This window comes from Pectobacterium polonicum, assembly GCF_005497185.1.
Taxonomy (GTDB): domain Bacteria; phylum Pseudomonadota; class Gammaproteobacteria; order Enterobacterales; family Enterobacteriaceae; genus Pectobacterium; species Pectobacterium polonicum.
In genome coordinates this window covers 472,638-495,847 of sequence record NZ_RJTN01000002.1, presented here as the reverse complement: position 1 = coordinate 495,847, position 23,210 = coordinate 472,638, and the positions used below count along the sequence as shown (strand labels likewise).

21 protein-coding genes and 1 tRNA gene are annotated in these 23,210 nt (G+C 52.3%); 5 read left to right on the top strand and 17 right to left on the bottom strand.

Annotation, left to right across the window (positions count from 1 at the left end; translation table 11 throughout):
- Positions 1-471: 471 nt before the first annotated feature.
- The 12 genes from EDI29_RS04600 to EDI29_RS04545 form a co-directional block, all read right to left on the bottom strand.
- Positions 472-2,484, bottom strand: a complete 2,013-nt coding sequence (locus EDI29_RS04600; protein ID WP_137739919.1) for a DNA topoisomerase III — start codon at positions 2,482-2,484, stop codon at positions 472-474.
- Between the two features lie 167 nt (positions 2,485-2,651).
- Entirely contained in the window at positions 2,652-3,053 is a 402-nt protein-coding gene (locus EDI29_RS04595; protein WP_044202807.1) for a single-stranded DNA-binding protein, read from the bottom strand.
- A 2-nt stretch (positions 3,054-3,055) separates the two neighbouring features.
- A complete protein-coding gene (locus EDI29_RS04590) occupies positions 3,056-3,664 on the bottom strand; it encodes a DUF3158 family protein (protein WP_137739918.1) in 609 nt (202 codons plus the stop codon).
- The gene (locus EDI29_RS04585) at positions 3,661-4,479 is read right to left on the bottom strand and encodes a PFL_4669 family integrating conjugative element protein (RefSeq protein WP_137739917.1); all 819 of its coding nucleotides are present in this window, start codon (positions 4,477-4,479) and stop codon (positions 3,661-3,663) included. The genes EDI29_RS04590 and EDI29_RS04585 overlap by 4 nt, the downstream gene beginning before the upstream one ends.
- Positions 4,480-4,755: 276 nt before the next feature.
- Positions 4,756-5,970 carry an STY4528 family pathogenicity island replication protein gene (locus tag EDI29_RS04580; RefSeq protein WP_137739916.1) on the bottom strand — a complete coding sequence of 405 codons (1,215 nt, stop codon included), beginning with the start codon at positions 5,968-5,970 and terminating at the stop codon, positions 4,756-4,758.
- On the bottom strand, positions 5,970-6,530 hold the full coding sequence (locus EDI29_RS04575; RefSeq protein WP_137739915.1) for a DUF2857 domain-containing protein: 561 nt from the start codon (positions 6,528-6,530) through the stop codon (positions 5,970-5,972). The genes EDI29_RS04580 and EDI29_RS04575 overlap by 1 nt, the downstream gene beginning before the upstream one ends.
- Positions 6,531-6,541: 11 nt before the next feature.
- A complete protein-coding gene (locus EDI29_RS04570) occupies positions 6,542-8,266 on the bottom strand; it encodes a ParB family protein (protein ID WP_137739914.1) in 1,725 nt (574 codons plus the stop codon).
- A complete protein-coding gene (locus EDI29_RS04565; RefSeq protein WP_137739913.1) occupies positions 8,259-8,519 on the bottom strand; it encodes a type II toxin-antitoxin system HicA family toxin in 261 nt (86 codons plus the stop codon). Before EDI29_RS04565 ends, EDI29_RS04570 begins: the two co-directional genes overlap by 8 nt.
- Positions 8,520-8,715: 196 nt before the next feature.
- Positions 8,716-8,928, bottom strand: a complete 213-nt coding sequence (locus EDI29_RS04560; RefSeq protein ID WP_040031617.1) for an AlpA family transcriptional regulator — start codon at positions 8,926-8,928, stop codon at positions 8,716-8,718.
- 442 nt (positions 8,929-9,370) lie between these two features.
- Positions 9,371-10,309 (bottom strand): LysR family transcriptional regulator, encoded by a 939-nt coding sequence (locus EDI29_RS04555; RefSeq protein WP_040031616.1) that lies wholly within the window; start codon positions 10,307-10,309, stop codon positions 9,371-9,373.
- Between the two features lie 360 nt (positions 10,310-10,669).
- The gene (locus EDI29_RS04550) at positions 10,670-12,514 is read right to left on the bottom strand and encodes a tyrosine-type recombinase/integrase (protein WP_137739912.1); all 1,845 of its coding nucleotides are present in this window, start codon (positions 12,512-12,514) and stop codon (positions 10,670-10,672) included.
- A 227-nt stretch (positions 12,515-12,741) separates the two neighbouring features.
- Positions 12,742-12,818 (bottom strand) — tRNA-Val (locus tag EDI29_RS04545).
- 436 nt (positions 12,819-13,254) lie between these two features.
- Between EDI29_RS04545 and EDI29_RS04540 the strand changes: the two genes are divergently transcribed.
- Positions 13,255-13,569 carry a DMT family transporter gene (locus EDI29_RS04540; RefSeq protein WP_137739911.1) on the top strand — a complete coding sequence of 105 codons (315 nt, stop codon included), beginning with the start codon at positions 13,255-13,257 and terminating at the stop codon, positions 13,567-13,569.
- Between the two features lie 529 nt (positions 13,570-14,098).
- On the top strand, positions 14,099-14,890 hold the full coding sequence (locus tag EDI29_RS04535) for an HAD-IIB family hydrolase (RefSeq protein WP_137739910.1): 792 nt from the start codon (positions 14,099-14,101) through the stop codon (positions 14,888-14,890).
- 47 nt (positions 14,891-14,937) lie between these two features.
- Here EDI29_RS04535 and EDI29_RS04530 read toward each other — a convergent pair whose 3' ends face one another.
- Entirely contained in the window at positions 14,938-15,711 is a 774-nt protein-coding gene (locus tag EDI29_RS04530) for a DeoR/GlpR family DNA-binding transcription regulator (protein WP_137739909.1), read from the bottom strand.
- A gap of 252 nt (positions 15,712-15,963) precedes the next feature.
- On the opposite strand from EDI29_RS04530, the gene EDI29_RS04525 reads away from it, so the two are divergent.
- Positions 15,964-17,094: a metallophosphoesterase gene (locus tag EDI29_RS04525; protein ID WP_137739908.1), complete on the top strand. Its 1,131-nt coding sequence runs from the start codon at positions 15,964-15,966 to the stop codon at positions 17,092-17,094.
- Between the two features lie 364 nt (positions 17,095-17,458).
- A complete protein-coding gene (gene katG, locus EDI29_RS04520) occupies positions 17,459-19,633 on the top strand; it encodes a catalase/peroxidase HPI (RefSeq protein WP_137739941.1) in 2,175 nt (724 codons plus the stop codon).
- 72 nt (positions 19,634-19,705) lie between these two features.
- On the opposite strand, the gene EDI29_RS04515 is transcribed toward katG, so the two are convergent.
- Positions 19,706-19,969, bottom strand: a complete 264-nt coding sequence (locus EDI29_RS04515) for a DUF3861 domain-containing protein (RefSeq protein ID WP_137739907.1) — start codon at positions 19,967-19,969, stop codon at positions 19,706-19,708.
- 81 nt (positions 19,970-20,050) lie between these two features.
- On the opposite strand from EDI29_RS04515, the gene EDI29_RS04510 reads away from it, so the two are divergent.
- Complete coding sequence (locus tag EDI29_RS04510) at positions 20,051-20,464, top strand: MarR family winged helix-turn-helix transcriptional regulator (protein WP_137739906.1); 414 nt, start codon at positions 20,051-20,053, stop codon at positions 20,462-20,464.
- On the opposite strand, the gene EDI29_RS04505 is transcribed toward EDI29_RS04510, so the two are convergent.
- The 3 genes from EDI29_RS04505 to EDI29_RS04495 all read right to left on the bottom strand — a co-directional run bounded on the left by EDI29_RS04505 (position 20,461) and on the right by EDI29_RS04495 (position 23,209).
- On the bottom strand, positions 20,461-20,901 hold the full coding sequence (locus EDI29_RS04505; protein WP_241664888.1) for a LysR family transcriptional regulator: 441 nt from the start codon (positions 20,899-20,901) through the stop codon (positions 20,461-20,463). The genes EDI29_RS04510 and EDI29_RS04505 overlap by 4 nt on opposite strands.
- 191 nt (positions 20,902-21,092) lie before the next feature.
- A complete protein-coding gene (locus tag EDI29_RS04500; RefSeq protein WP_137739905.1) occupies positions 21,093-21,788 on the bottom strand; it encodes a LutC/YkgG family protein in 696 nt (231 codons plus the stop codon).
- Positions 21,788-23,209, bottom strand: coding sequence for a LutB/LldF family L-lactate oxidation iron-sulfur protein (locus EDI29_RS04495; protein ID WP_137739904.1), 1,422 nt, complete (start codon positions 23,207-23,209; stop codon positions 21,788-21,790). Before EDI29_RS04495 ends, EDI29_RS04500 begins: the two co-directional genes overlap by 1 nt.
- Position 23,210: the final 1 nt, after the last annotated feature.

The following is a 23,210-nucleotide window of genomic DNA, read 5'->3' as shown; positions in this document are numbered from 1 at the left end:
AATCAGGAGAAAAAGTGTCGGGGACCTGTTGGCCTCCGACTTGGTAGGAATAAACCACCTGTGGGCTGTTTCAGGATGTGGTCGTCGTCAAAACCATTCACTGTCGCAGCAATCGCACCCGGCCGTTATCGTGGTTGTGGCCGGAATCCTCTGGCATGTATCCACACACAAAGGGAGCCCAGTTTTTCGCCGTTGGGCGCGGTAACGAATACCGTCATCCCTGAAGGGTTTCCTGATGTCTGGCCTCTCAAGCAAGGCATCAGGAAACCCTTCAAGGAAAGCGGAAGTACCGGAGAAGAGGGAAAGCGTCTGGTGCGATCCGTGGACGAGTTGCCATCTGCCTCGCTGCCGGAGCATAGCGAAGTGCGCACTGTTCAGTAGAAGGCGTGGTGCGCGGGGATTCCCGCATGGGCGCGGGATGGAGCCATATCATCACAAAAGGCGTGACATGGCTTTTGGGTTCAGAGCGGCTCAGGATGCCCGGGCGCTGCTGTTACGTTTGCGCGGCATAGCACGTTTGTGTTTGCCGTTGTCGATAGGCTGAGAGCCTTTGCAATCAGGATAGCGAGGGCAAGACCAGAATGGCCCGCTTTTGCCAGTACGCTGACGCATAGCGGTGCCGCATTCTGGGCATGCGGGTCCCTGTGGCACCTTGATAGACAGCGATGCTCCTCGATACTGCTGTACCAACTGCGTGATCCAGGCTGACTGCTTGTCGATGAAGACATCGAGAGTGAGCTGACCGGCTTCGATCATGTCCAGCGCCTGTTCCCAGATGGCGGTCATGCCGGGGTCGGCAATGGCACAGGGAACGGCGTCGATGAGTGTGAAGGCCGCATCGGAGGCACGTACCGAACGGCCTTTCTTCAGCAGGTAGCCACGGTCAAGCAATCCTTTGATGATATTGGCACGAGTCGCCTCAGTGCCGATACCCGTGGTGTCCTTCAGCTTTTGCTTCAGGCGTGGATCGGCAACCAATTTGGCAACGCCCTTCATCGCTTTGACCAGTTCGCCCTGGGTATAAGGACGTGGCGGCGATGTCTTGAGCGCTTTGCAGTCGATTCCCGTGATCTGGCAAGACAAACCTTCATGCAGCGCTGGCAGAACCTGGCTGCGCGGAGTGGTTTCGCCATCATCGTCTGGCCTGGGCTCAGCGAGTACCTGCCGCCACCCGATGACGGCGACCTGCTTGCCGACAGCCTGTAGCGTTTCACCCGCACAGGATAAGCGTGCAGTGGTGCGGTCAAACTCATGTTGCGGCAGAAACTGCGCCAGATAGTGGGCACGGATCAGCGTATAGACTGCCCGTTCCTTGTCGCTCATGGCCGCTAGGTTAGCGGGTTCGAGCGTGGGAATGATGCCGTGGTGCGCCGTGACTTTGCTGTCGTTCCAGGCACGTGAGCGCTGGTTGCGGTCTAGCTGGTCAATGAGCGGTCGCAGGCCAGGATCGGTCTTGAGAAGACTGTCGAGTACGGTGGGCACCTCGGCGAACATGCTGTCGGGCAGATAGCCGGAGTCTGAGCGCGGGTACGTCGTCGCTTTGTGCGTTTCGTACAGTGCCTGAGCGATTTCCAGGGTTTCCTGCACGTCCAGACCCAACTGTTTGGAACAGATTTCCTGCAGCGTGCCCAGATCGAAGGGTAACGGCGGGCCTTCACGCATGCGTTCAGTCTCGACGGACGTGATCTGTGCGCTACCAGCCGAACGCATGCGCTCCACCGCCTGCCGGGCTATGGTCTCATGCAGGCAGCGGCCGGCATCGTCTGTTGCTGTATCTGGTGCAAGCCAGGCTGCAATGAAAGATTGACCTGCGCTCGATAGTACGGTCTCGACTGCCCAGAACGGTACAGAGACAAAACGTGCGATCTCGCGGTCGCGATCGACAACCAGTTTCAGCGTTGGGGTTTGTACCCGGCCCACGGAGAGGACGCCGTCGTAACCGGCCTGCCGCCCCATAACGGTGAACAGGCGACTGAGATTCATGCCAATCAGCCAGTCTGCGCGGGAACGAGCCAAGGCCGAGAAGTACATCGGCAGGGTTTCGCTTGATGGCCTGAGCGTTGCCAGTGCCTTGCGGATCGACGCGTCATTGAGTGCCGATAACCAGAGCCGCTGGATGGGGCCGCGATAACCACACAGCTCGATGATCTCGCGTGCGATCAACTCGCCTTCCCGGTCGGCATCCGTCGCGATGCCCAGTTCGCTTGCCTTGCTCAGAAGGTCTTTGACGACGTTGAACTGCGAGGCGGTCTTGGATTTGACGTCGACGCGCCAGCGCTCAGGGATAATGGGCAATTGCTCGATAGACCAGCGTTTGTACTGCTCGCCATAGGCATCGGGCGGTGCTGCTTCAACGAGATGACCGATGCACCAGGTTATGGTGATACCTGAACCGGTGAGGCAACCCTTGCCTCGTTGGGTAGCCCCCAGTACACGTCCGATATCTTTGCCCTGGGAGGGCTTCTCGCACAGAAATAGCTTCATGGAATTCTCTCGGCACGTGAATCATGCCGTCGAGTATTCCCGGCTGGAGATTTTAAAATGATAAAGAATGCGGATTACGAGCCAACGTATTCGAGTGTGCGAAACGCAATAGACGTCAGTGGAATAGGGGACGACCGCTGTCTGGGATCGTCCCGAAGCGCGATGTGTTACTCGGTCTGTGGCCCCGGATCTGCTGACCCTGACTTGGGGCTCAGGGTGATGGCCTCGATTCGGTAAGGGAGGATGCCAACGCTGCGTGCATTGACCCGGTAAGTCGTGCGCGGGTTGTTGTTCTCATCGGTCCAGTCGTCGCGCTCCACACGTCCGCCAACCACGACCCGCATGCCTTTCTGGAACAGTCCAGAGAATTGCTCCGCATCACGATGCCACCAGTCAACTGGCCGCCAGAAACCGCCACGATCTTCAAAGGCACCGCTCTTGCCGGGGACGGGGTTGTCGAAGTAGACGTTCAGACGCAACACCCGACGTGGTTCTTCGTTGCCGTTGGGGTACTCGTGGAATTCTGGCGCAGAGCCGATATTTCCCTCGCCACTGAAATGTGTACTCATGTCTATGACTCCTGTTTGATGTGAAATGCCCGCATTGGAAAGACAATGCCGGTTGAAACCGTCAACGGTGTTGTGCTGATGCCTGATGTTCCCCCTGTATGGGACTGGTTTAGATCTGCCTGATGGCCTGTCCGGCGCAGATAAATATCGTCGGCATGGGCCACTTTGCTGGCGCAGTCCCTGGCCTGGCGTGCGAGTGTGTGCAACAGGCTAATCTGCATGTTCAGCACGGCACGCTGGACTTCTATTGCGTGTAAATCGCCGATGAGTCCGGGTGGCGTAGCCGGATTGGCCATCATCTTCTGCCACAGGGCTACGCCCATACTGCTGCGATCAAGGTTGCGCCAGCGCAGAAAGGTGGTGCCTGCGCCAGTGGTTTGCTGGGCCAGTTGCGTGGGTAGCAGGTTGAAGGGATGGCTGCGTGCCTGTGCCAGAACCTGTCGTTGCGCCAGCACGATCAGGTTGTCGCGCAGTGCCTCGCATTGGCTGGCCCAGACTTCGAGTGCCCCTTTACCTTTAAAAGGTTTTAAAAGGCCTTTTAGGTAGCCTGCATGTCCCAACTGCTGGAAGGCGGTCTGTTCCAGCAGGGTGAAACGTGTCGATGCGCTCATGCGTGGTCATCCTCGCTATCCTGTGCCTCTTCGGTTGGGTTTCCACTGGTGTTGGCAGGGACATCAGCAGGTTCGTCTGCGTGTGAGGGGGTTTGATGTGTGGTGCCTGAATGCGCCATGTTCGTTTGTCCACGCCGGATCAAGGGTGGTGCGAAGCGTGAACGACGCGTGCCTTCGAGCACGTCCTGCGGCAGTTCTCCGTATTTTTCCACTGCGGCACGGGCTGCGGCATTGTTGGCAGCAAAGTCGTCGCGCCGGGTGCCGGAGTAGCGGTATTGCTGCGCCAGACTGAAGAGACTGCGCAGGGCATGGGCTCCGTCGTTGAGCCAGCGTTCAAGGGTTGAGCGGTCAATCAGTGCGGTGTGGTGGGCCAGGATCAGGCGGCGGGCAAGATCGTCGTAGTCGGCCAGTAAATAGACCGCCATAAAGCCCAGTTGCGAGGAGACGAATAGCGGCAGCTTGACGGGTTGCACATTCATGTTTTCACCAATACTCAGCGCGGGTGGTACGTCAGCCAGTGCTTGATCCACTTGTTGGCGCAAGTTCTGGAGCTGTTCTTTGGTGAGCGACAGCTTGTCTTCAATGCGCAGCATCCACCAGTCGGAGTAGGGATCGTCCTGCTCGGCACCGCGCTTGAGCTTGTTCATGATGGAGACAAATCCGTTCAGGCCGACGATGCCGGGTTTTCCTTCTGCGGCTGCGCGTCCGTGCCAGATACGCGACGCGTGGTGGGTATGCAGGGTCAGTGACATCGCACTGCGCAATGACCCCAGGTTCAATTGCAAGGACTCGGTGGCATTGTTTTCGTTGGCCATGGTGATGTGACTCTCTGTAGTGAAACGAGTCGCCAGCTTCGGCTGTAACAGGAAGGCCGTCAGTCATGAAACCGCACTGCTGGTCAGCCTGTTTTGCGAGGCACCGGACGCTTTGCGAGGGAAGGGGGGGCCGCTATACCCGGGGTATAGGCGACGGTGGACGCCAGTGGACGATATGTTGCTATTTTTGTGTGGGTCGTATGCGTATCGTCTGGAAGGCTGTGTGTGCAGTTATACCCAGGGTATAGACAACCATGGATGGTGATGGATATGTCGTCAGGTGGCATCCAGCAATTTGCGCAGTCGTGCCAGATGGGCCAGTGCGACATCTCTGTTCGCCGCAGGCGGCTGCGGTGGGATGGGGGCTTCACGTGGTTTGGTGGCGGGCGTTGTTTGTGTGTTGTCCTTCTGCCCAGCCCAGGCTCGGAAATCACCGCGCAGGGCTTTCTGGATGATGCCAAACAGATAGCCTGCGGGGTTGCGAATGGTGGTTGTCGTGCAGCGGGCATCCCATTCGTCAAGGACGGATTGGTGCAAACTGGGCTCAACCGACTGCAATGCGGCCAGCGCACCGGATTGCTGCTCAGCCTTGAGTGCCATAAAGCGCTCCGGGAAATGCAGCATCCCAAGTTCTTGCGCACGCGGTACTGTAAGTACTTTTTTATTATTTTCTTTTATATGTACTGTACTGATGTTCTTCGGATTCCGAAGTGGGTTGATTTTGCTGGCGCTCAGGCCTGATTTGGAATCCGAAGTCAGGTCGCCATTATTCCGAAGAGGGGGCGTTATCCCTTCTTCGGAATCGTGATCGTTCATATCCTGTGGGTAACGTGAATCCATGCGCCAGCCCTGTGCGGCCAGACGCTGTGTCAGCACCTGCAATCGGGTTGGCAGTACCTGGCCGCTGAGCATCGAATCCTGGGACATCTCCTGTAGCGTATACACACCGACACGTTGGACAGACTTGCTGGCATGGACCAGAGACTGGCTGACCAACGCCAGGTAGTCGGCGTCAAGCTGGATGGCCTCATAGGGAGTGAGTGGTTCATCGTGCAGGACATAGAGGTTGCCCAGAATGCGGCCTGTGCGTGGATCACGTCTGCGCCTGACCAGGCTGATCCATCGGGTCAGGCGCAGCATCGTCAGGGTGCGTGCGACCGTTTCGTGAGACGCTCTGGCCGCGCACGGCATGGAGGCAAGCCAGGGAGCGAGTTGATCGTACGTGGGCATCGCGGTAATACCATCCTCTGCAAGCATCAGCCGGAAAACTTGCCAGCCGTTGCGTTCAAGCGGGGTCAGCCGTCCGTCCATCAGTAGTGCCCGTGGCACACTGTCATGGTGATTGCCGCTGAAGAGGAAACCATCCGTTGCCGCAGGCGATGAGGCGGATTGAACCGGCTTCACAGATTGCGGTTGCAGATGGGAGAAAGCCTGGTCGAACAGCTCATTCAGCCGGATGGGGCCGTTCGTGCGTGGCTGGCTTCCCGCCATCAGGTCTGTCCTTCATCAATCCATCCGCGTATGGCACTCCAGATAACGGACAGAGGCAGGTCTTTAGCTTCAGCGAGATCTGCTGCGATACCCAGCATATCCATATCGTCATTGAGTGCCACTTTCTGTGATTTAACTGCAGCAGACCAGCTGTGCCACAGATTGGTATCCTGCTCTTCGGTCAGAACCGGATGGCGGCCTTTCCTTTTTGGCAATCCGATCACACTGCGGCGCAACGCGATTTCCTGATGGGTGAGCCCGAAGAACTTGCTGATAAGTTCGGTACTGGCCCCCAGGCGCAGAAGCCGGTCAATTCTGGCGACTTCTTCGGTTACACCATCGACCTGATGCAGTAGCCGACGCAGCACATCGCGGTTGACCACGACGGAGCACCAGGACACGTTGGCGTTGGCCAGCACACTTGCCATGGCAGGATGTTTCAGTGCATCGAGGTCAGTGTCATCAAATCCCATGGACTTGGCTCTGCGCAATTGACCATTGCGCAGATCATGCAGTGCTTGTGCGATGACAGCCTGATTGAGAGGGTGTGGACCGGTCATGGTTGTGCTCCTCATGATCCGGGAATGACGTCGCCGTCATCCTGTGTGCTGTTCTCAATGTCGATCAGCCTGCGGGTCAGCCGTAGCAATCGGAACAGCTTCACCAGTGCGCTGTCATTGAGCCGCTGTGGTGCATCGTTTGCGTCATTGCTTGCGTCCAGTATCCCCTGCAATAAATGCCCGAGTAGCCCAAACCGGATCGAAGACGCGGTATCTGAAAGCGGATGTGTGGCGGGCAGATAGGGGGCGCTCAGGGCGTGCAGCAGCGCCAGCACCATGGATGCTGACGTATCTGTGTTGACACGGTCATCGGCGCATTTGCAACTGAATCCGATGCCATTTTCGTAGGGCTCAATAGCATCTTGCGCACCGACTTCATGGGCGATTTCTGCGGCAAACTGCGCAATATGGGAGCGTAGTCGAGAAGGTTCATCCAGCGATGCCTCAATGTGCCAGATATCGGTGATCGGATACAGGCTATCGGCCTGGATAGGGATGGATTGCAAGACATTGCGTTCGAAGTCCGGCAGGGTCTCGCCAGTATGGCCGGCGACCAGCCGTTGAATCGACTGCAGCCGTTCGGTTGTGCCAGCAGGAGAAACAACATGCTGTTGCAGTAGCGCGGCATGCTCATCGTTTCCTGCCGCAGATTTGTCTTGCGAGGTGCGGCCAACAGGTTCAGACGGGGGCGATCCCGGTTGTGCAGACGCCTTGTTGGTCGTTGATGGTTCGATGTTCCTGGGCGACGTGGATTCCGATGTAACTCCGGGCGGCGTTACGGGTAATGGCGTCTTCTCTTGCAGCGTAGATGCCCCAGATTCAGCCGATGGTGCTTCGTTGCTGAGTAACTGCCAACGCCGATCGGTGTCGGTGATCTCGAATGCCAGCGTGTCGTATTCCATCTCCAGCAGATCGGCCATTTGTCCAATCAACTCATCCTGTACGCGCTGGACACTGAAATTGCCCGGTGTGCTGTCGAACATCACCAACACATCCTGGAACAAGGTGGTGAAGTCGATGTGGTGGTGCGTGTTGGTGCTGCGAGCGGACCAGGCCCGTTCAGCAGCACGCCGCAGGCTGGTCAACTGCTCGACCTGATGCCTTCCCAGCCCGGCATAAAGCACGGTAGGGATGGCCGGAAGCAAGTATTGAATGGCCTCTTGCATGCGACTGATATGGGGCTGGGGTACTGGGTAGCCATCGGCCTTGAGGCGGCGGGCCAGCTCTGACTGTGACAGTGATTTCCCTGTCTCTTCTTCATAAAGCTCCCGTGCTTTATTGACGCCCAGGGCACGTTCAATAAATGACAGGCCACCGTGCAGCTCGTTCTCAGCCAGATGCCCTGTCAATGCGATGATTTCACCGCGTTCCGGCCATGGGCGGAACAAGCATGGAATGCGGAAAAAGCGTTCGTCCCTGGTCTCAGTCCAGAGCTCGCGCAGAATCGACAGTCTGGTATTGCCCCCGTTGCGAATGATATAGCCCTTTGCCCCTGGTCGCTGAGTGATGGAAGGAGGGGAGTCGAGTCCGCGCTCGCGTATTGAGGCTTTGATATCGTCGTAGAGCGGGTTGCGGGTGAGTCGTGGATCGAGTTCATAGGGTGACAATTCGTCGAGTGTGATAACCATCGCGGTTTCCGCAATAGGTGCGCTTAACACTCCGGTAATCGGTGCTTTGCTCGCGAAGCCTTCGCTCAGTAGCTTGTTGGTCAGGTCTTGTACGGAAATATCAGGCATGGCGGCCTCCCTTGTCAGGAGAGGATTGGTCAGTGGCAAACTGGTTCTGCGTACGTCGGAGCAAGGCGCGTGCATTGCGTCCGGCGCGGTAGTCGCTGGCCGTAGAACTGGTGAAAATAGGAGGCATGCCCGGTTTGGTGAACTTCAGATGCCCACCAGAGGTACGCACAACCTCCCAGCCTTCTTGCAGCGCGTATTCGATCAGCGGTAGTAGTTGCTTGTGGCCCCGTGCTAATTCATGGAGATGGGACATGATTGAACCCTCCATGGCTTTTTCCGGTAATATGATGGAATTCTGTATGCCATAATCTACTGACCATCATTCGGATGATTTCAGGTAGTACGACCGATAAACCGGTATTGGTTGCCGTGGGGTTACCGACACCATCTTTTGTTGAACTAAGAAAGATTGTTTGCATTGGTTGCTCCTTATCGTATGACTGGAGCAGTCAGATGCGTTCTTTTAGGCGGTCAGTGATCCACTGATCAATCTCGACTGAATCCCAGCCGACGGCCCGTACACCAAGACTTATTGGCTTGGGAAAGCGACCTTCTTTCATTAGGTTATAGATATGGGCGCGTTTGAATCCGGTTTTAGCCTCAACTTCGGGGCGACGCAAAATACGGCGCTCTGGTAGTTGTGTCGTGTCTTCAGCTTTCATTACTGTCACTCCTTGGTGCTTGGTAGCGTTCATGAGGTGTGATGACTATTAAAAAGACCTCATCATTCCGTTTCATCAAACAATAGGGATGTGCTGGTTACGGTTTTTTAGCTGACTGAAAAACAGGGATTACTGGATATATTCGCCAGCGCTTATCCGGTTTGTCGTCCGGCAATGTTTATGAAGAATAAATGGCGGTACAGTGTTTCTGTTGTCGGTGTTTTTACGTATGAAATAGAACCCAGTTCAATTGGCTCTATTGTGTCGTTCACCAGACTGAAAATGTCAGGTTTAATGTGAATTATATGATTGCTTATTATTCGCTTGATTGGTTGGGTTTGAATGGAGTGCATTAGAAAATTGAGGGGGTAATGGAGGTAACAGACACTAACTGTGTCTGTCATACGGCAGACAAATAAAGTAAGGCATTAGCTGATGCAACTTACCCATCCGAATGTAGTTCTGTGGGGACTGTGGACATGTGAGCAGACTGCAATTCGCCAATTTCAAGCGCACGGTTGATAAAGCGTTCTAGCTCTGGTGAATAATATTTTTCCGTCGTGATGATATTGGTTGATGAGTCTGGGATATCGTAAGACGTTGCCCGTATAATTACATTCGGATGGTTATACAATGCGAGTTGTGACTCAAGACCTATGCCGATACCGTATCCGGCAGCCACCAGCATGAGCATCGGCTCATGGCCAGAAATATACTCAGCAATATTAGGTTGTGGTAAGGACGCATCATTGAACCAGCGCCGAATGATGTTATATCCCCCTGTGCATCGTTCTGGATGGCAGAGAACTAGAGGATAGCGAAACGCTTCGGCGACAGAAATAAACTCTAGAGAAAGTAGAGGATGATTACGTGGAATAGCGACTGCGGGACGTTCACGCCAGACCAATTGTTTGGTGTATCCAGAGAGACTGATATCGTCGATAGTGAACCCGGCATCTATTTGGTCATGAGCCAGAGCCTGAAGCATTTCGTTGACAGACATTTCAGTGATACGTATCTCTGTACGTGGTTCTTCTTCCCGGCATCGGGCAAATAATTGCGTCAACCGGGGCTGAGCTAGGCTGTCGCATAGGCCTATACGGAGCCTGCCTCTGTAACCTTTTGCTGCAGAATGTACACGTGTTTTGGCGTTTTCGATAAAGTTAACAATGCGCTGAGCTTCCTCGCGGAATACCTCCCCAGGCCAGGTCAGCCGAATACGGCCTTTGTTACGGTGCAGCAACTGAACGCCAAGCTGTTGCTCCAGTTCTTTAATCGCACGGGATAGTGGTGATGGTTCTATATGAACTCTGGCTGCGGCTCTTGCGAAGCTCTGTTCTTCTGCAACAACCAGAAAATAATGCAAGTGACGGATCCTCATGTTTTATTGCTCCTTTTTACAAGTAACTTTGGGCTTCTGAAACAACAGAAGGACTAACTTGTTTTGGCTATCTGATGTTAATAATCCATTCCCTGTTTTGTGATGATTTCACTTATGCAACTCAATGAGACTTCAGATGAATACTACGCGAAGGAAGAAGTAAAGATACAATCAATTATAGCGGGTGTGATGTTGATCTTTTTTCTGGAACTGCTGGTATTAATTTCAATAGTGCGAGTGCCGTGCACTATAGATTTATGAGAAATCACTCTGGTTAATACCTTAAGATTAATTAAAACCCGTATAGTATTGCGGGTTTTAATTAAGTGTTTAGCTCAATGAATTCTATGAGGTATCCATTCAATAGAAAGGGGTGCTTGTGATTTTATTAATGATCGTAAGGATCTCGTCTAGATTATTAGTATTGACTACGTCAACAGGAGACTGGTTATCTAGTTTTTTATTTTTATTAGATAAAGCTTGATAAATTGTCCATGAGTCTGCTCTATCTGATAATTTAAGTACTGACTGAATCAGTTTTTGCTTTATGGGGTCGAGTTGCCAATCAGGAATTCGTTGCCCACGATTGCCAATATTTATTGTTAATAACTTATTTGCTTTTATCTCCCGATTAATTTGGTCTCGAGATTTACCAGCCAGTTTGGCAAACTGGGATACTGATAGATTGTGCGGTTTTTCATATATATTAAGCATGTCTATGCGTTTTTTTTGTATTTCTGTGATGACTATTTCGGATGAATCTTCCCCATCAGATTTTAATGGAATAGGTGAAAGTCTTTGAAATATTTGATTATTGTTATCTTCTTCATCAGTTGTAACTACAGGATTAGAGGTGATTGCTGGAAGTGTTGTTACCAGTGGTGATATTGGTAAATTCCTATCTGTATCCAGCATGGTGGGAATGCCAGCGATATAGATAGTCAAATGCTTCACTGCTGATTCAACAAATCCTTGCTCTAATAAATCGAGCCTGTCAGCCCAATCTTGCATCATGCGTCTACGTGGTTCTACATAACTAGCATGGTTATATGCGGAGCTAACTTTATTTGGATCGGCGTGAGAAAGTTGGGCATCTACCCAAACTTTGGGGTAACCAATTTCGTTTAGTGCTGTTGAAATTGTGCCACGTATACCATGACCTGTTAGTTTATCTTTATATCCCATACGCTTCAGAGCATTATTGAGAGTGTTTTCACTGATACGTTCTTGTAAATTATAGTAATGTGGCAGTAGATAACGTTGAGCAGGCTTAATTTTATCTATCAAATATCTGACTATTTCAATTGACTGTGCAGATAACGGTACAATATAAGGCGGGATATCCTGTGGCCGTTTTCTATTTTTTCGCATACTCTTTTGTAGTTGCTTAACCTCTTCGGGAGGAATAAGCCAAAGTCCACGATCTAAATCGAATTGTTCTGGTGTGGCAAGACGTAATTCACCCGTTCGAACTCCGGTGAGAAATAATAAACGAATACCAAGTTGTGTATTTTCATGGCCTGAGTATTTACGCAATTTACATAAGAATGAGGGTAATTCTGACATATTTAAGAATGGATTGTGAATCTCTGGCGGCTTTGGTAGAGCGACTTCCTTCAGATCGGTGGCAGGGTTAACGTCAAGACCATCTATTTTCACCACGGCATAACGAAATAATTGACCAAGCCAACTGCGTGCTTTTTCTGCTGTTGTAAATGCTCTGCGTTGTTCAATCTTAGATAAGATTTTTAATAGATCTATACGGCGGATATCATAAATTGGCATTTTGCCAATTTGGGGCAAGATATCATTATTAAATGTACGCTGAATTTGGGAAAGGGTGCCCTTTTTATCTTCTTTTAGTTCTAAGGATCTATATTCAGCCCATTTTTTGAACACGGATTCAAAATCATTTTCGACAGCTAGTTGGATAGCATAGCGTTTTTGTTTACGAGCGGCCTGAGGGTTTATCCCTGCGTCTAACAAAGCTCTCGTTTCATCCCGTAGGTTTCTAGCTTCTTGTAGTGACACTTTGGGATAGGTGCCAAGAGATAAGCGCTTTTGTTTACCTAGCCAGTAATATCGGAAATGCCAAGATTTCCCACCGCTTGGTGAGACCGAAAGGGAAAGGCCATTATCATCTGGGAGTGTATAGGCTTTGCCAATTGCTTTTGCTTGGCGAACAGCTATAGCAGAAAGTACCATTATCATCGCTCCTGATTAGGATCAGAGCTGGATTTTGGTTCTCGGTGGTATTGCTTAACAGTAACAATCTGGAACCGAAGTCATCCGCATTCAAATGGACTTAAATATGTACTTAAAGTCATTGGATTCGAGTGGATGTCGATAGATTTTACTGGAACAGAAGAAGGCAAATTTTTTCTTCTTTTCAGCGTGTTATAGACATCAACATACGTCTACAGAACATGAATTGGTACGACCGAGTGGACTCGAACCACCGACCCCCACCATGTCAAGGTGGTGCTCTAACCAACTGAGCTACGGTCGTACAGGAGATAACATTTTAATCAGTAACGTTTTGATTAGAATGCTTTTCTTCATTCCAGCGTTTGGAATGGGCGCTATTATGGACGGCTCCGACGTTGGTGGCAAGCGCTTTGTTTCTCATCCTCTTTCAAGTGTCGAATGTTTAGCCGAATTCGTCGAATGAAGCCGCTGTACAGCAAAATATGCCGCCGTGGTGGTTCATTTTTATGGCGAGCTTCCAGCCCGCCTCTCTTACGGGCCGTTGCTGACGCAACGTTAAAAATTTCTCCCGGAAATTTTTATGCAATGTAGACGGTAGGCACACTGTTGCGCCAAAGCTTTACTCCCTGATAGCGCAACGTTATCGTATCGCGGCATATCATCCTGACAGGGGACGACCCCTGACGCGAAAAGGATTCACGGGACGACCCACATTCACTGTTTAAGGAGAACTGGGTATGGCCTGGTTTCTATTAGCGCTTGCTGGTCTGTTTGAAATTGTCTGGTCTTACAGCATGAAGCTGTCTGATGGCTTCACGAAAATAGGCGCATCGGCTGTCACGATTGTTGCCATGATTATTAGCTTTACGCTGTTATCCATGGCGATGAAATCTCTCCCTCTAGGCACGGCCTACACTATCTGGACGGGAATTGGTGCGGTGGGGGCATTTGTGGTGGGATTGGTCTTCCTGAATGAACCTGCAAATGCGATGAGGATTATTGCTGCGCTGTTGATCGTCAGCGGCTTGGTTCTGATGAAGCTATCTTCATAACGTATATACCCGTCATACTTCAAGCTGCTTGTGCGTTGGCTGCCCTTACTCACCCCAGTCACTTACCTGAGTAAGCTCCTGGGGATTCGCGCGGTTGCTGCCTTCACGCAACTCGAATTATTTAGGGTATAGTTTTTGAATAACCTATTGCATCTGAACATCAGACACATCTTTATGTGAACCTTCTGACGTGTGGCAGAGCTATCTTCACCGCGACTTTGCCACTGCTTTTCACTCTTTTCCTTTATTGCTCATTATTGATTGGTTTTGATTCTTGTTGCGTATTATCAATAAGTGCTATGCTTGTTCTCGCGTAATATTTCAATAAATTTGACGAAAAGTGATTGTTATTGTCCGTGTTATGCTCATTTTAGTGGGTTTACTACGTTATCGAGCTAAATCGAGCATTGGCGGTTAATCATCACGTCAGTCATCTAACACACCGCACAAAAGCGATATCTCTTGGTTCAGGCAGGTGACGGCCTAGCTCGCGGCTATCTGTGTACGTACAATCTGAAAGGGGAGTGGAATGATCAAGTTGGTAATTACCGATCTGGACGGCACGTTTCTTCACAGCGATGGCGACTACAACAGAGCCTTGTTTGCCGACGTTTATACGCTAATGAAAGAGAAGGATGTGCGGCTTGCTGTCTGCACAGGCAAACAGTGCGAGCGGGTTGAGGCGCTTTTTGGCGATGCAGCGAGAGATATCTGGATTCTGGGCGACAGCGCGACGCGCATCAAGCATCAGGGAGATTACGTTTACCAATCGCTTATCAAAAACCGTCTTGCCTTGAGCCTGATTGGCGTGCTGGAAAGCGTAGACGATCGGCATGTGGTCATCGGTTGTACCCCACATGGTGCGATGGTGAAGGAAACGATTAGCCCTGCCTTACTGGAAAAGGTGAAAAAGTCGTACACCAACGTGACGCTGATACCCAGTTTTGCTGCCGTGACCGATGACTTTGTGAAAATCACGGTTTATGACCCAGAAGGGCATTGTCACGAGACGGCGAAGTATCTCGATGCGTTTCACGACCATGTTTATATCGTGGTTTCCGAAGCGTCTTGGATCGATATTGCCAACGTTGGCGTGCATAAAGGACACACCGTCGAAATCCTTCAGGATAAATTGGCGATTACACCCGATGAAACAATGGTGTTCGGCGATGGTTACAATGATATTGAGCTAATGAGCCGTGCGGCTTATAGCTTTGCGATGCGCAATGCGTTTGAGGAAACCAAAGCTGCGGCGAATTTTATTGCCCGCAGCAATGACGACGATGGGGTATTGAAAACGATAAAGCTTCTGCTTTCATGAAATGAACTGCATGAAGTGAACCGGCAGCCGCTAGGGCTACCGTCGCATTATCGGGCAATAATCACATCCAGATTTTTTTCACTTAATACGCTCTGGCAGGCAGGAGAGATTTCATCATCGGTTACCAGCGTGGTGATTTCATCACATGCCGCCACACGATAGCGCGTTAGTGCGGAGATCTTATTGGCGGTCAGAGCAACGATCACTTCGCTGCTGCGGGTGACCAGACATTTTTTGAATTCGGCATCGTCATATTCAAAAACGGTCAGGCCTTCATTGGCATCAAATGCACAGCCTCCTAACAGGCATTGATCGAAATACATCTTCTCTAGCTGCCTGAGCGTATCGATGCCAATCGCGCCGCCGACCTCTTTTTGAATCCTTCCGCCAAGAAAAATCACTTCTACCTCTGGATACTGCATCAGCTCTGCCGCGATGATGGGCGAATTACACACGGCGGTAAACTTCAGGCCTGCCGGGATCTGTTTCGCCACCGCCAGATTGGTGGTGCCAGTGTCAAAGAAGACGCAGCTGTTGGGCTTTATCAGCGGGATGACGGCCTGAGCAATGCGATCTTTCTGGGCGGCATCGATAGTGGCCCGGCTGGCAAAATCAATCACCTCTGGCGGCATACTGACCGCACCGCCGTAGACGCGCTTGCAGGCACCGGATTGCGAAAGTTCCTTCAGATCACGCCGTATGGTGTGCTCGGATACGTTCAATTCACGTGAGAGCTGGGCGCAGACGACTTTGCCTTCCTCACTGAGGATCTGCCTGATTTTGGCCTGCCGTTGTTCGGGAAAGTCGGTGTAATCGAACATAAATGTCCTTGGTTAATCAATATCATGCACAACCTGCTGCCAGATAGCAGGTTGTGCATGATATACCGAATAGAATCGCGTCATGTTAATCCGCCCCCTTTGGCAACACAACACCTCTACCACGTAGATCCACAATATGTGAACCTCGCTGTAAACGGTTTGACACAATATATTGCGATCACTATAAAACGTGCTGTGGGATATAACGTCAGCGCGACCACATCGGCGCACCAATAAGAGAGAAAAACATCCGTGTTTCATGTCATTACCGGGCTCATCGCCCTCTATGTTATCTGGCGTCTGGTCTGGCGCTTGCGTGTCGGTGTGCCCGTAAAGCGCATGCTGGCGGTGTTAGTGCTGCTGGCTTCGCAGCATCATCTGATTACGCGCACCTTTTTTGGCACGATGGCGTCGCCGGAAGTGCCCGCGTTTGTCCTGATGTTTTTGGGATGGGCGTTTGGCGCGCTGCTGATATCTGCATTCCTGCTGTTGGCCATCGATCTGCTCGGCATCGTAGGGCGTCTGTTATCCCGTTCGGTTGGACAGGTTCTGCTGAACAATATGGCGCTGCGTGGCGGAATGGCCGTTGTGGCGATGGGACTGGCGGCGATTGGCGTGTGGGAAGCGGTGCGTGTGCCTGAAGTGCGCACGGTTGAAGTCGAGTTGAAACAGTTGCCGCCTGCGCTGGATGGTTTCCGACTGGTGCAGCTAACGGATTTACATGCCAGCCGCCTGTTACAGCGCCCCTGGATGGAGGCGGTGGTGGCAAAAACCAACGCGCTTAAGCCCGATCTGACGGTGATTACTGGCGATCTGGCCGATGGTACTGTCAGCGCCCGTCACGATGGTATGGAGCCGCTGCGTAACCTGACTGCGCCACACGGCGTGTTTGCCATCGTGGGTAACCATGAGTATTACGTGGAATATACGCAATGGGTGCAACGGCTGAATGCGCTGGGGTTACGTATGTTGCTCAACGAACATGTGTCGATTAGCCGTGATAATGCCACGTTTGTACTGGCGGGTATCACCGATCGCACTGCCGCTGATTTTAAACAACTCCTGCCGGATACTCGTGCTGCGCTCGAAGGAATATCGCCGGATACCGCTGTCGTTCTGCTCAGCCATCGACCCACGGGGGCGAAAGAGAATGCGCGTGCTGGCGCTGATTTACAGCTTTCCGGCCATACGCACGGCGGCCAGGTGCTAGGCATGCATTGGGTGACGCAGTTGGCGAATGAAGGCTATGTCTCCGGTAGCTATGACGTCGATGGCATGCATCTGTATGTCAGTAATGGCGCGGGTCTATGGAACGGTTTTCCGGTTCGGTTAGGGAAACGAGCCGAAATTACCCAGTTCATACTCCGTTCGCCTGCGCTGTAGCTTTTGGGGGAAACACGATGGTGACGCTCCCGCAGGGATGCCTCACATCGTGGTCGCCCCCGGTATCTCGATCTTTAAACGATTAGTGCTGCATATTGAAAGCAAGCTCATTATCGCAAGTTGCTTTATCGGCGAGATTATTGATGCAGATAGGGAAAATGTGCGATTGAGCTGCTTTTCATCAGGTTAAGCTATCGCAGAAGTTAGCATATACAATTATAAATTATAGGGAGACTCTGGCACTGTCTTGCATCAAGAAGAAGGAATCGGTGACGTGATCCGCTGCCATAAGGCAAGGCTATCGGAGAACGACTCCACCTTCTGGCGCAGCGATTAAGGCAATGCAACATACTGGGAGATAATGATGGACGAGAATAAAACGAAACCAGCCGGCAAGTGTCCGGTTATGCACGGCGGAAACACTTCTACTGGCTCATCAAATACTGACTGGTGGCCAAATGCCCTCAATCTCGACATTCTTCATCAGCACGATACCAAAACCAACCCGTTAGGCAGCGATTTCAGCTACCGTGAAGCCCTGAAAACCCTCGATGTCGACGCCCTCAAAAAAGACCTGCATACGTTGATGACCGACAGTCAGGAATGGTGGCCAGCGGACTGGGGCCACTATGGCGGCCTGATGATTCGTATGGCCTGGCACTCGGCGGGCTCCTACCGTACCACCGACGGTCGCGGCGGCGGCGGAACCGGTAACCAGCGCTTCGCGCCGCTCAACTCCTGGCCGGATAACGTCAGCCTTGATAAAGCGCGTCGTTTACTGTGGCCAATCAAAAGAAAATACGGCAATAAGCTCAGTTGGGCAGACTTGATTATTCTGGCGGGCAACATCGCCTACGAATCTATGGGGCTGAAAACCTTCGGCTTCGCCTTTGGTCGTGAAGACATCTGGCATCCAGAAAAAGACACCTACTGGGGCTCGGAAAAAGAGTGGCTGGCGAAGAGCACAGGGCGTTATGGCAGTGATGATCGTACCTCGCTGGAAAACCCGCTGGCGGCCGTACAGATGGGGCTGATTTACGTTAACCCAGAAGGCGTCGATGGCAATCCCGATCCGTTGCGTACTGCTCAGGATATGCGCGTTACGTTTTCTCGTATGGCGATGAATGATGAAGAAACCGTTGCGCTGACGGCGGGCGGGCATACGGTGGGTAAAACTCACGGTAATGGCGATGCCAGCCTGCTGGGTGCGGCACCAGAAAGTGCGGATGTGGAAGAACAGGGTCTCGGCTGGCATAACCCGACGGGATCGGGCAAAGGGCGCTATACCGTGACCAGCGGGCTGGAAGGTGCCTGGACCACGCATCCGACGCAATGGGATAACGGTTTCTTCCACATGCTGTTGAATCACGAATGGGAACTGAGAAAGAGCCCAGCCGGTGCATCGCAGTGGGAACCCGTCAGCATTAAAGAAGAAGACAAGCCGGTTGACGTTGAAGACCCGTCTATCCGCTACAACCCGATGATGACCGATGCCGATATGGCGCTGAAAGTTGACCCGGAATACCGCAAGATTTCCGAACGTTTCTATCAGGATCAGGCCTACTTCTCCGAAGTGTTTGCCCGAGCGTGGTTCAAACTGACGCACCGCGATATGGGGCCGAAAGCGCGTTACATCGGCCCTGATGTACCGCAGGAAGATTTACTGTGGCAGGACCCGGTCCCGGCAGGTCGTACCGATTATGATGTTGATGTTGTCAAAGCGCGTATTGCAGAAAGTAGCCTTTCCATTAGCGAGCTGGTGGCGACCGCCTGGGACAGCGCCCGTACGTTCCGCGGTTCCGATATGCGCGGGGGGGCCAACGGTGCGCGTATTCGCCTTGCCCCGCAGAAAGACTGGGTAGGGAACGAGCCTGATCGCCTGGCGCGCGTGTTAGTCGTACTGGAAAGTATTGCGGCTGCAACGGGCGCCAGCGTGGCGGATACCATTGTGCTGGCGGGTAATGTGGGGATTGAGAAAGCGGCGAAAGCGGCTGGCGTGCAGGTAACCATACCTTTTGCTCCGGGACGTGGCGACACCACCGATGCCCTGACCGATGCAGAGTCTTTTGACGTCCTTGAACCTATTCACGATGGCTACCGTAACTGGCTGAAGAAAGACTACGCCGTGAGCGTGGAAGAGCTGATGCTCGATCGCACCCAACTGATGGGGCTAACGGCGAAAGAGATGACGGTGCTGGTCGGTGGTCTGCGCGTGCTGGGCACCAACTACGGTGGCACCAAGCACGGCGTATTTACGAATCGGGAAGGGGCGCTGACGAATGATTTCTTTGTCAACCTGACCGATATGAAATACACGTGGAAGCCGTACCGTAAAGATCTGTATGAAATCCGCGATCGTAAAACGGGCGAAGTTAAATGGACCGCGACGCGTCTGGATCTGGTCTTTGGCTCCAATTCCATTCTGCGCGCCTACGCTGAGGTTTACGCACAGGACGACAGCAAAGAGAAGTTTGTGAATGACTTTGTTGCTGCCTGGGTGAAAGTGATGAATGCGGATCGCTTCGATCTGGCAGAGTAAGACGTCACGCTCCCCACGCTGGTGTTTTCACGGCGCGGGGAGCATCATTTTTGCTGCGCGACCCTGTGTAGATCACTGCTTCTTGAGATTAAGCATGAATTCTCTGAACGGGGCAGCAAATTCCTTAAACAGCGGGTGCTTTCTATTCTGCATCATCACTTCACCAAATAGCTTCAACCCCACCATAAAAGCCTGAGTCTGTTCCGGCGTCATGTCCATTTTGCCATCGACTTTTTCCAGAATCTTGAACAAATCATCGTGAATTGAGCACTCAAACGACAGCGTGCGCTGCGGCTCGGTTTTTTCTTCCACCGTAATCTGATAGACGTTTCCCATTGTGGCCTCGGTAAATTGAACTCATGATAGATAGTTGATAAAATCAACTATATGATCATTGGTTGACTGAGTCAATAAAACATGATGAAAGCCCTTTTTGCCTTATTAGAAAGCTATAAGGCACAGATGCAGGAACAGATGAAAGCGCACGACATTAGTCTGGACGTGGTGCATGTCCGCTTATGTAAGATCATCGCGATGGAAGGGCGGATTACGCCTCAGTCGCTGGCGAAAATGGTGGGTCGGGATAAGGCGCAGATCACCCGCATGGTCGCGGAGTTGGTCAAACGCGATTATGTTCGCAAGATTGATAACCCGGATGATGGCCGTAGCGTATGGCTCAGTTTGTCCGATAAGGGCGTCGCGTTTACACAGGTTTTTCTGCATCAGGAAAAGCAGATTGAGGCGCAGATGCTTCAGGCGTTATCCCCGGATGAGCAAGCGATGTTTAGTACGCTGCTGGAAAAAATGGCGGCGAGCCGTTCTGCACGCTAGCTCCTGCACCACCAGCCATTTCTGCACTGCCGTGAGGCAATAATGCACAATTCTTCTTCAAAAACGGCTAGACGTTCCAGGCGGTCGTCCTGCGGCGCATCGGCGAGAAATGCCGCATCAAGACGATTGTCGGGTAGCGCGTCATGCATCCATTTGCTGCTCCCCGTGGAAAGTTCCAATTCTAGCGCCGGGTTTTGGGCATGGAGCTGGGCAAGCGGAGCGGGAAGGCGTGTTGCTGCCATGTTGTCGAGCGCACCAAGCCGGAATTTTCCACCCGGAATGCTGTGCCTGATGTGGTATTCGGCTTCATCGATCAGTTCGATAATCCGTTTTGCGTAGTCATACAGCAAGCGACCTTCCGGTGTAAGGATAAAGCGCTTTTTCTCACGCAGGAAGAGTGCAACGTTCAGAGAACTGCTGCTGTTCAGTGGTGTCACATTGCCTGTGGCAAGCTTGGATACTATGCAAAGCCATATTGATACGTTGCTGGCAATCATGCTTGCAGAGGAGCGATAACGTTTTCCATACCGCCAGATAATTTACCCCTGCGTAAGGTCATTTTGTTACGACAAATAGGCCTTGTCGATGAAGGTGGCAGGCGGCGAAATGATGCCGCCTGCTTGATAGTTCAACAGTCCTCAACGATCAGATAGGCGGCATTAATCGGTCCGTGTACGCCGACCACTTTGATTAGTTCAATATCAGCGGTGGAACTTGGGCCACCAATAATATTAATGCACGATGGCATGCGCTCGCCTTGTTGCGCCATGTGATGCAGGTGCTGCGCTAACTGGGCGATACGGGGTAACAATGTGCTTTTGCGGAGCACAAAGAGAGAGGATTCCGGCAACAGGCTGACGGCGCGCCCTCGCTGTGGTGCGGAAAATAACACCACGCCGCCTGATTCGGTTAGACCATATTCCGCGTAAACCACGCCGACTTTGGCTTGCTCCGCCAGCCGCAGATTTTCTTCTCCCTCGCGCGGGTCCCATAGGGTGGCCTGACATTCACGCTGCAAACATGCGGTGATCCCTAATGCCTCTAAACGCCGATCGTCACTGACGATCACGGGTGCATGGCCGTATTTATCGCACAATCGCAGCGCTGCCTGCGCCGCGTCGGCTTCACTGACGATTTCGCAGTGTGCCAGCATGACGTTAGTGGCGACATCGATAAAGGCATCACAACGCTGCTGTACGGTCAGCTCGGTTAATCGGGTGCGGGCATGGTGGCTCGCTGGTCTGGGGAGCGGCGCTGGAATATGGCGCACCTGGCGTCCAAACTGGCGGGCAATCTCGGCCAGAAAACTATCGCGGTTTTCCATTATTTTCTTCCTCTCGCCTGATGTTTCTTAAACCAACTGCGGAAACTTTCACCGTCGGCATCCGGCAGGTCCCGTGCTTCAGTCCATTCGCCGATGGCACCTATCTCAATGGGTGTTTTACCATTTTTAATAAACCAGCCTGCGGCATGGGCTCCGGCGATCATTCCAACCTTCCATAGCCTCGGATGACTATTGACGTAGCTGAAGAGCTTCGTCACGCGCTGTTCTGCTTTCGGCGTTATTCCGCTTTCCGCCATGACGCGCCGGTGTTTGAGAATCAGTGACGATAAGGGGATGCGGACCGGACACACGGTGTCGCAGGCGGTACAGAGTGAGCAGGCATAGGGCAACTCTTTAAAATCCTGATAGCCACCCAGCAAGGGGGAAATGACCGCGCCGATCGGGCCAGGATAAATGGAGCCGTAGCCGTGTCCACCGATGTGACGATAGGCAGGGCAGGTGTTGATGCAGGCACCGCAGCGGATACAGCGCAGAATATCGCGAAATGCGGAGCCGAGAATCTGCGAGCGACCGTTATCGACGATCACCAGATGAAATTCCTGCGGCCCGTCAACATGTCCCGCTTCCCGCGGCCCCGTCAACCAGGTGTTGTAACCGGTCAGACGCGCGCCAACTGCACTACGCGCCAGCATGGTGATCAATACGTCCACTTCCTCAAAGGTCGGCGCAATGCGCTCCATGCCCATCACCGCAATATGCGTTTTTGGCAGCGTGGTACACATGCGTGCATTACCTTCATTGGTGACCAGACACACCGAGCCGGTTTCCGCCACCGCGAAGTTACAGCCGGTTACGCCGACTTCCGCACTGAGAAAATCCTCACGTATCTTCTTACGAATAAACAGCGTCATAGCTTCTGGGGTTTCTGGCCCGTCATAGCCCAGCTTCTCGTGTAGTACTTTGCGGATCTGGTAGCGATCTTTGTGGATAGCGGGAACGACGACATGTGAAGGCGGATCTTGATCCAGTTGCAGAATATACTCGCCCAGATCGGTTTCGATCACCTCAATTCCCGCCTGCTGCAAGACGTGGTTCATGCCGATTTCTTCGGTGACCATCGATTTCGCTTTGACGACTTTTTTGGCATGATTAGCCTGAGCAACCTGAAGGATATAACGGGTGGCATCCTCTTTGGTTTTGGCGAAATAGACGTTCCCACCGTTGGCCGTCACTTTCTCTGAGAGCTGGTAAAGGTAAGCGTCGAGATTGTTAAGTACGTGCTCGCGGATCTGAGCTGCATGGTCGCGCCATGCTTCCCAATGGCCTAACTCGTCGACCATTTTTTGACGATTCGCACCGATACGTTCCTGCGCATTGGCAACCGCCTTACGCATGATGGGATCGTGAATTTGGGTTTGAATACGATCCTTGAATTTAACATTACTGGTTTTTAGGCTCATA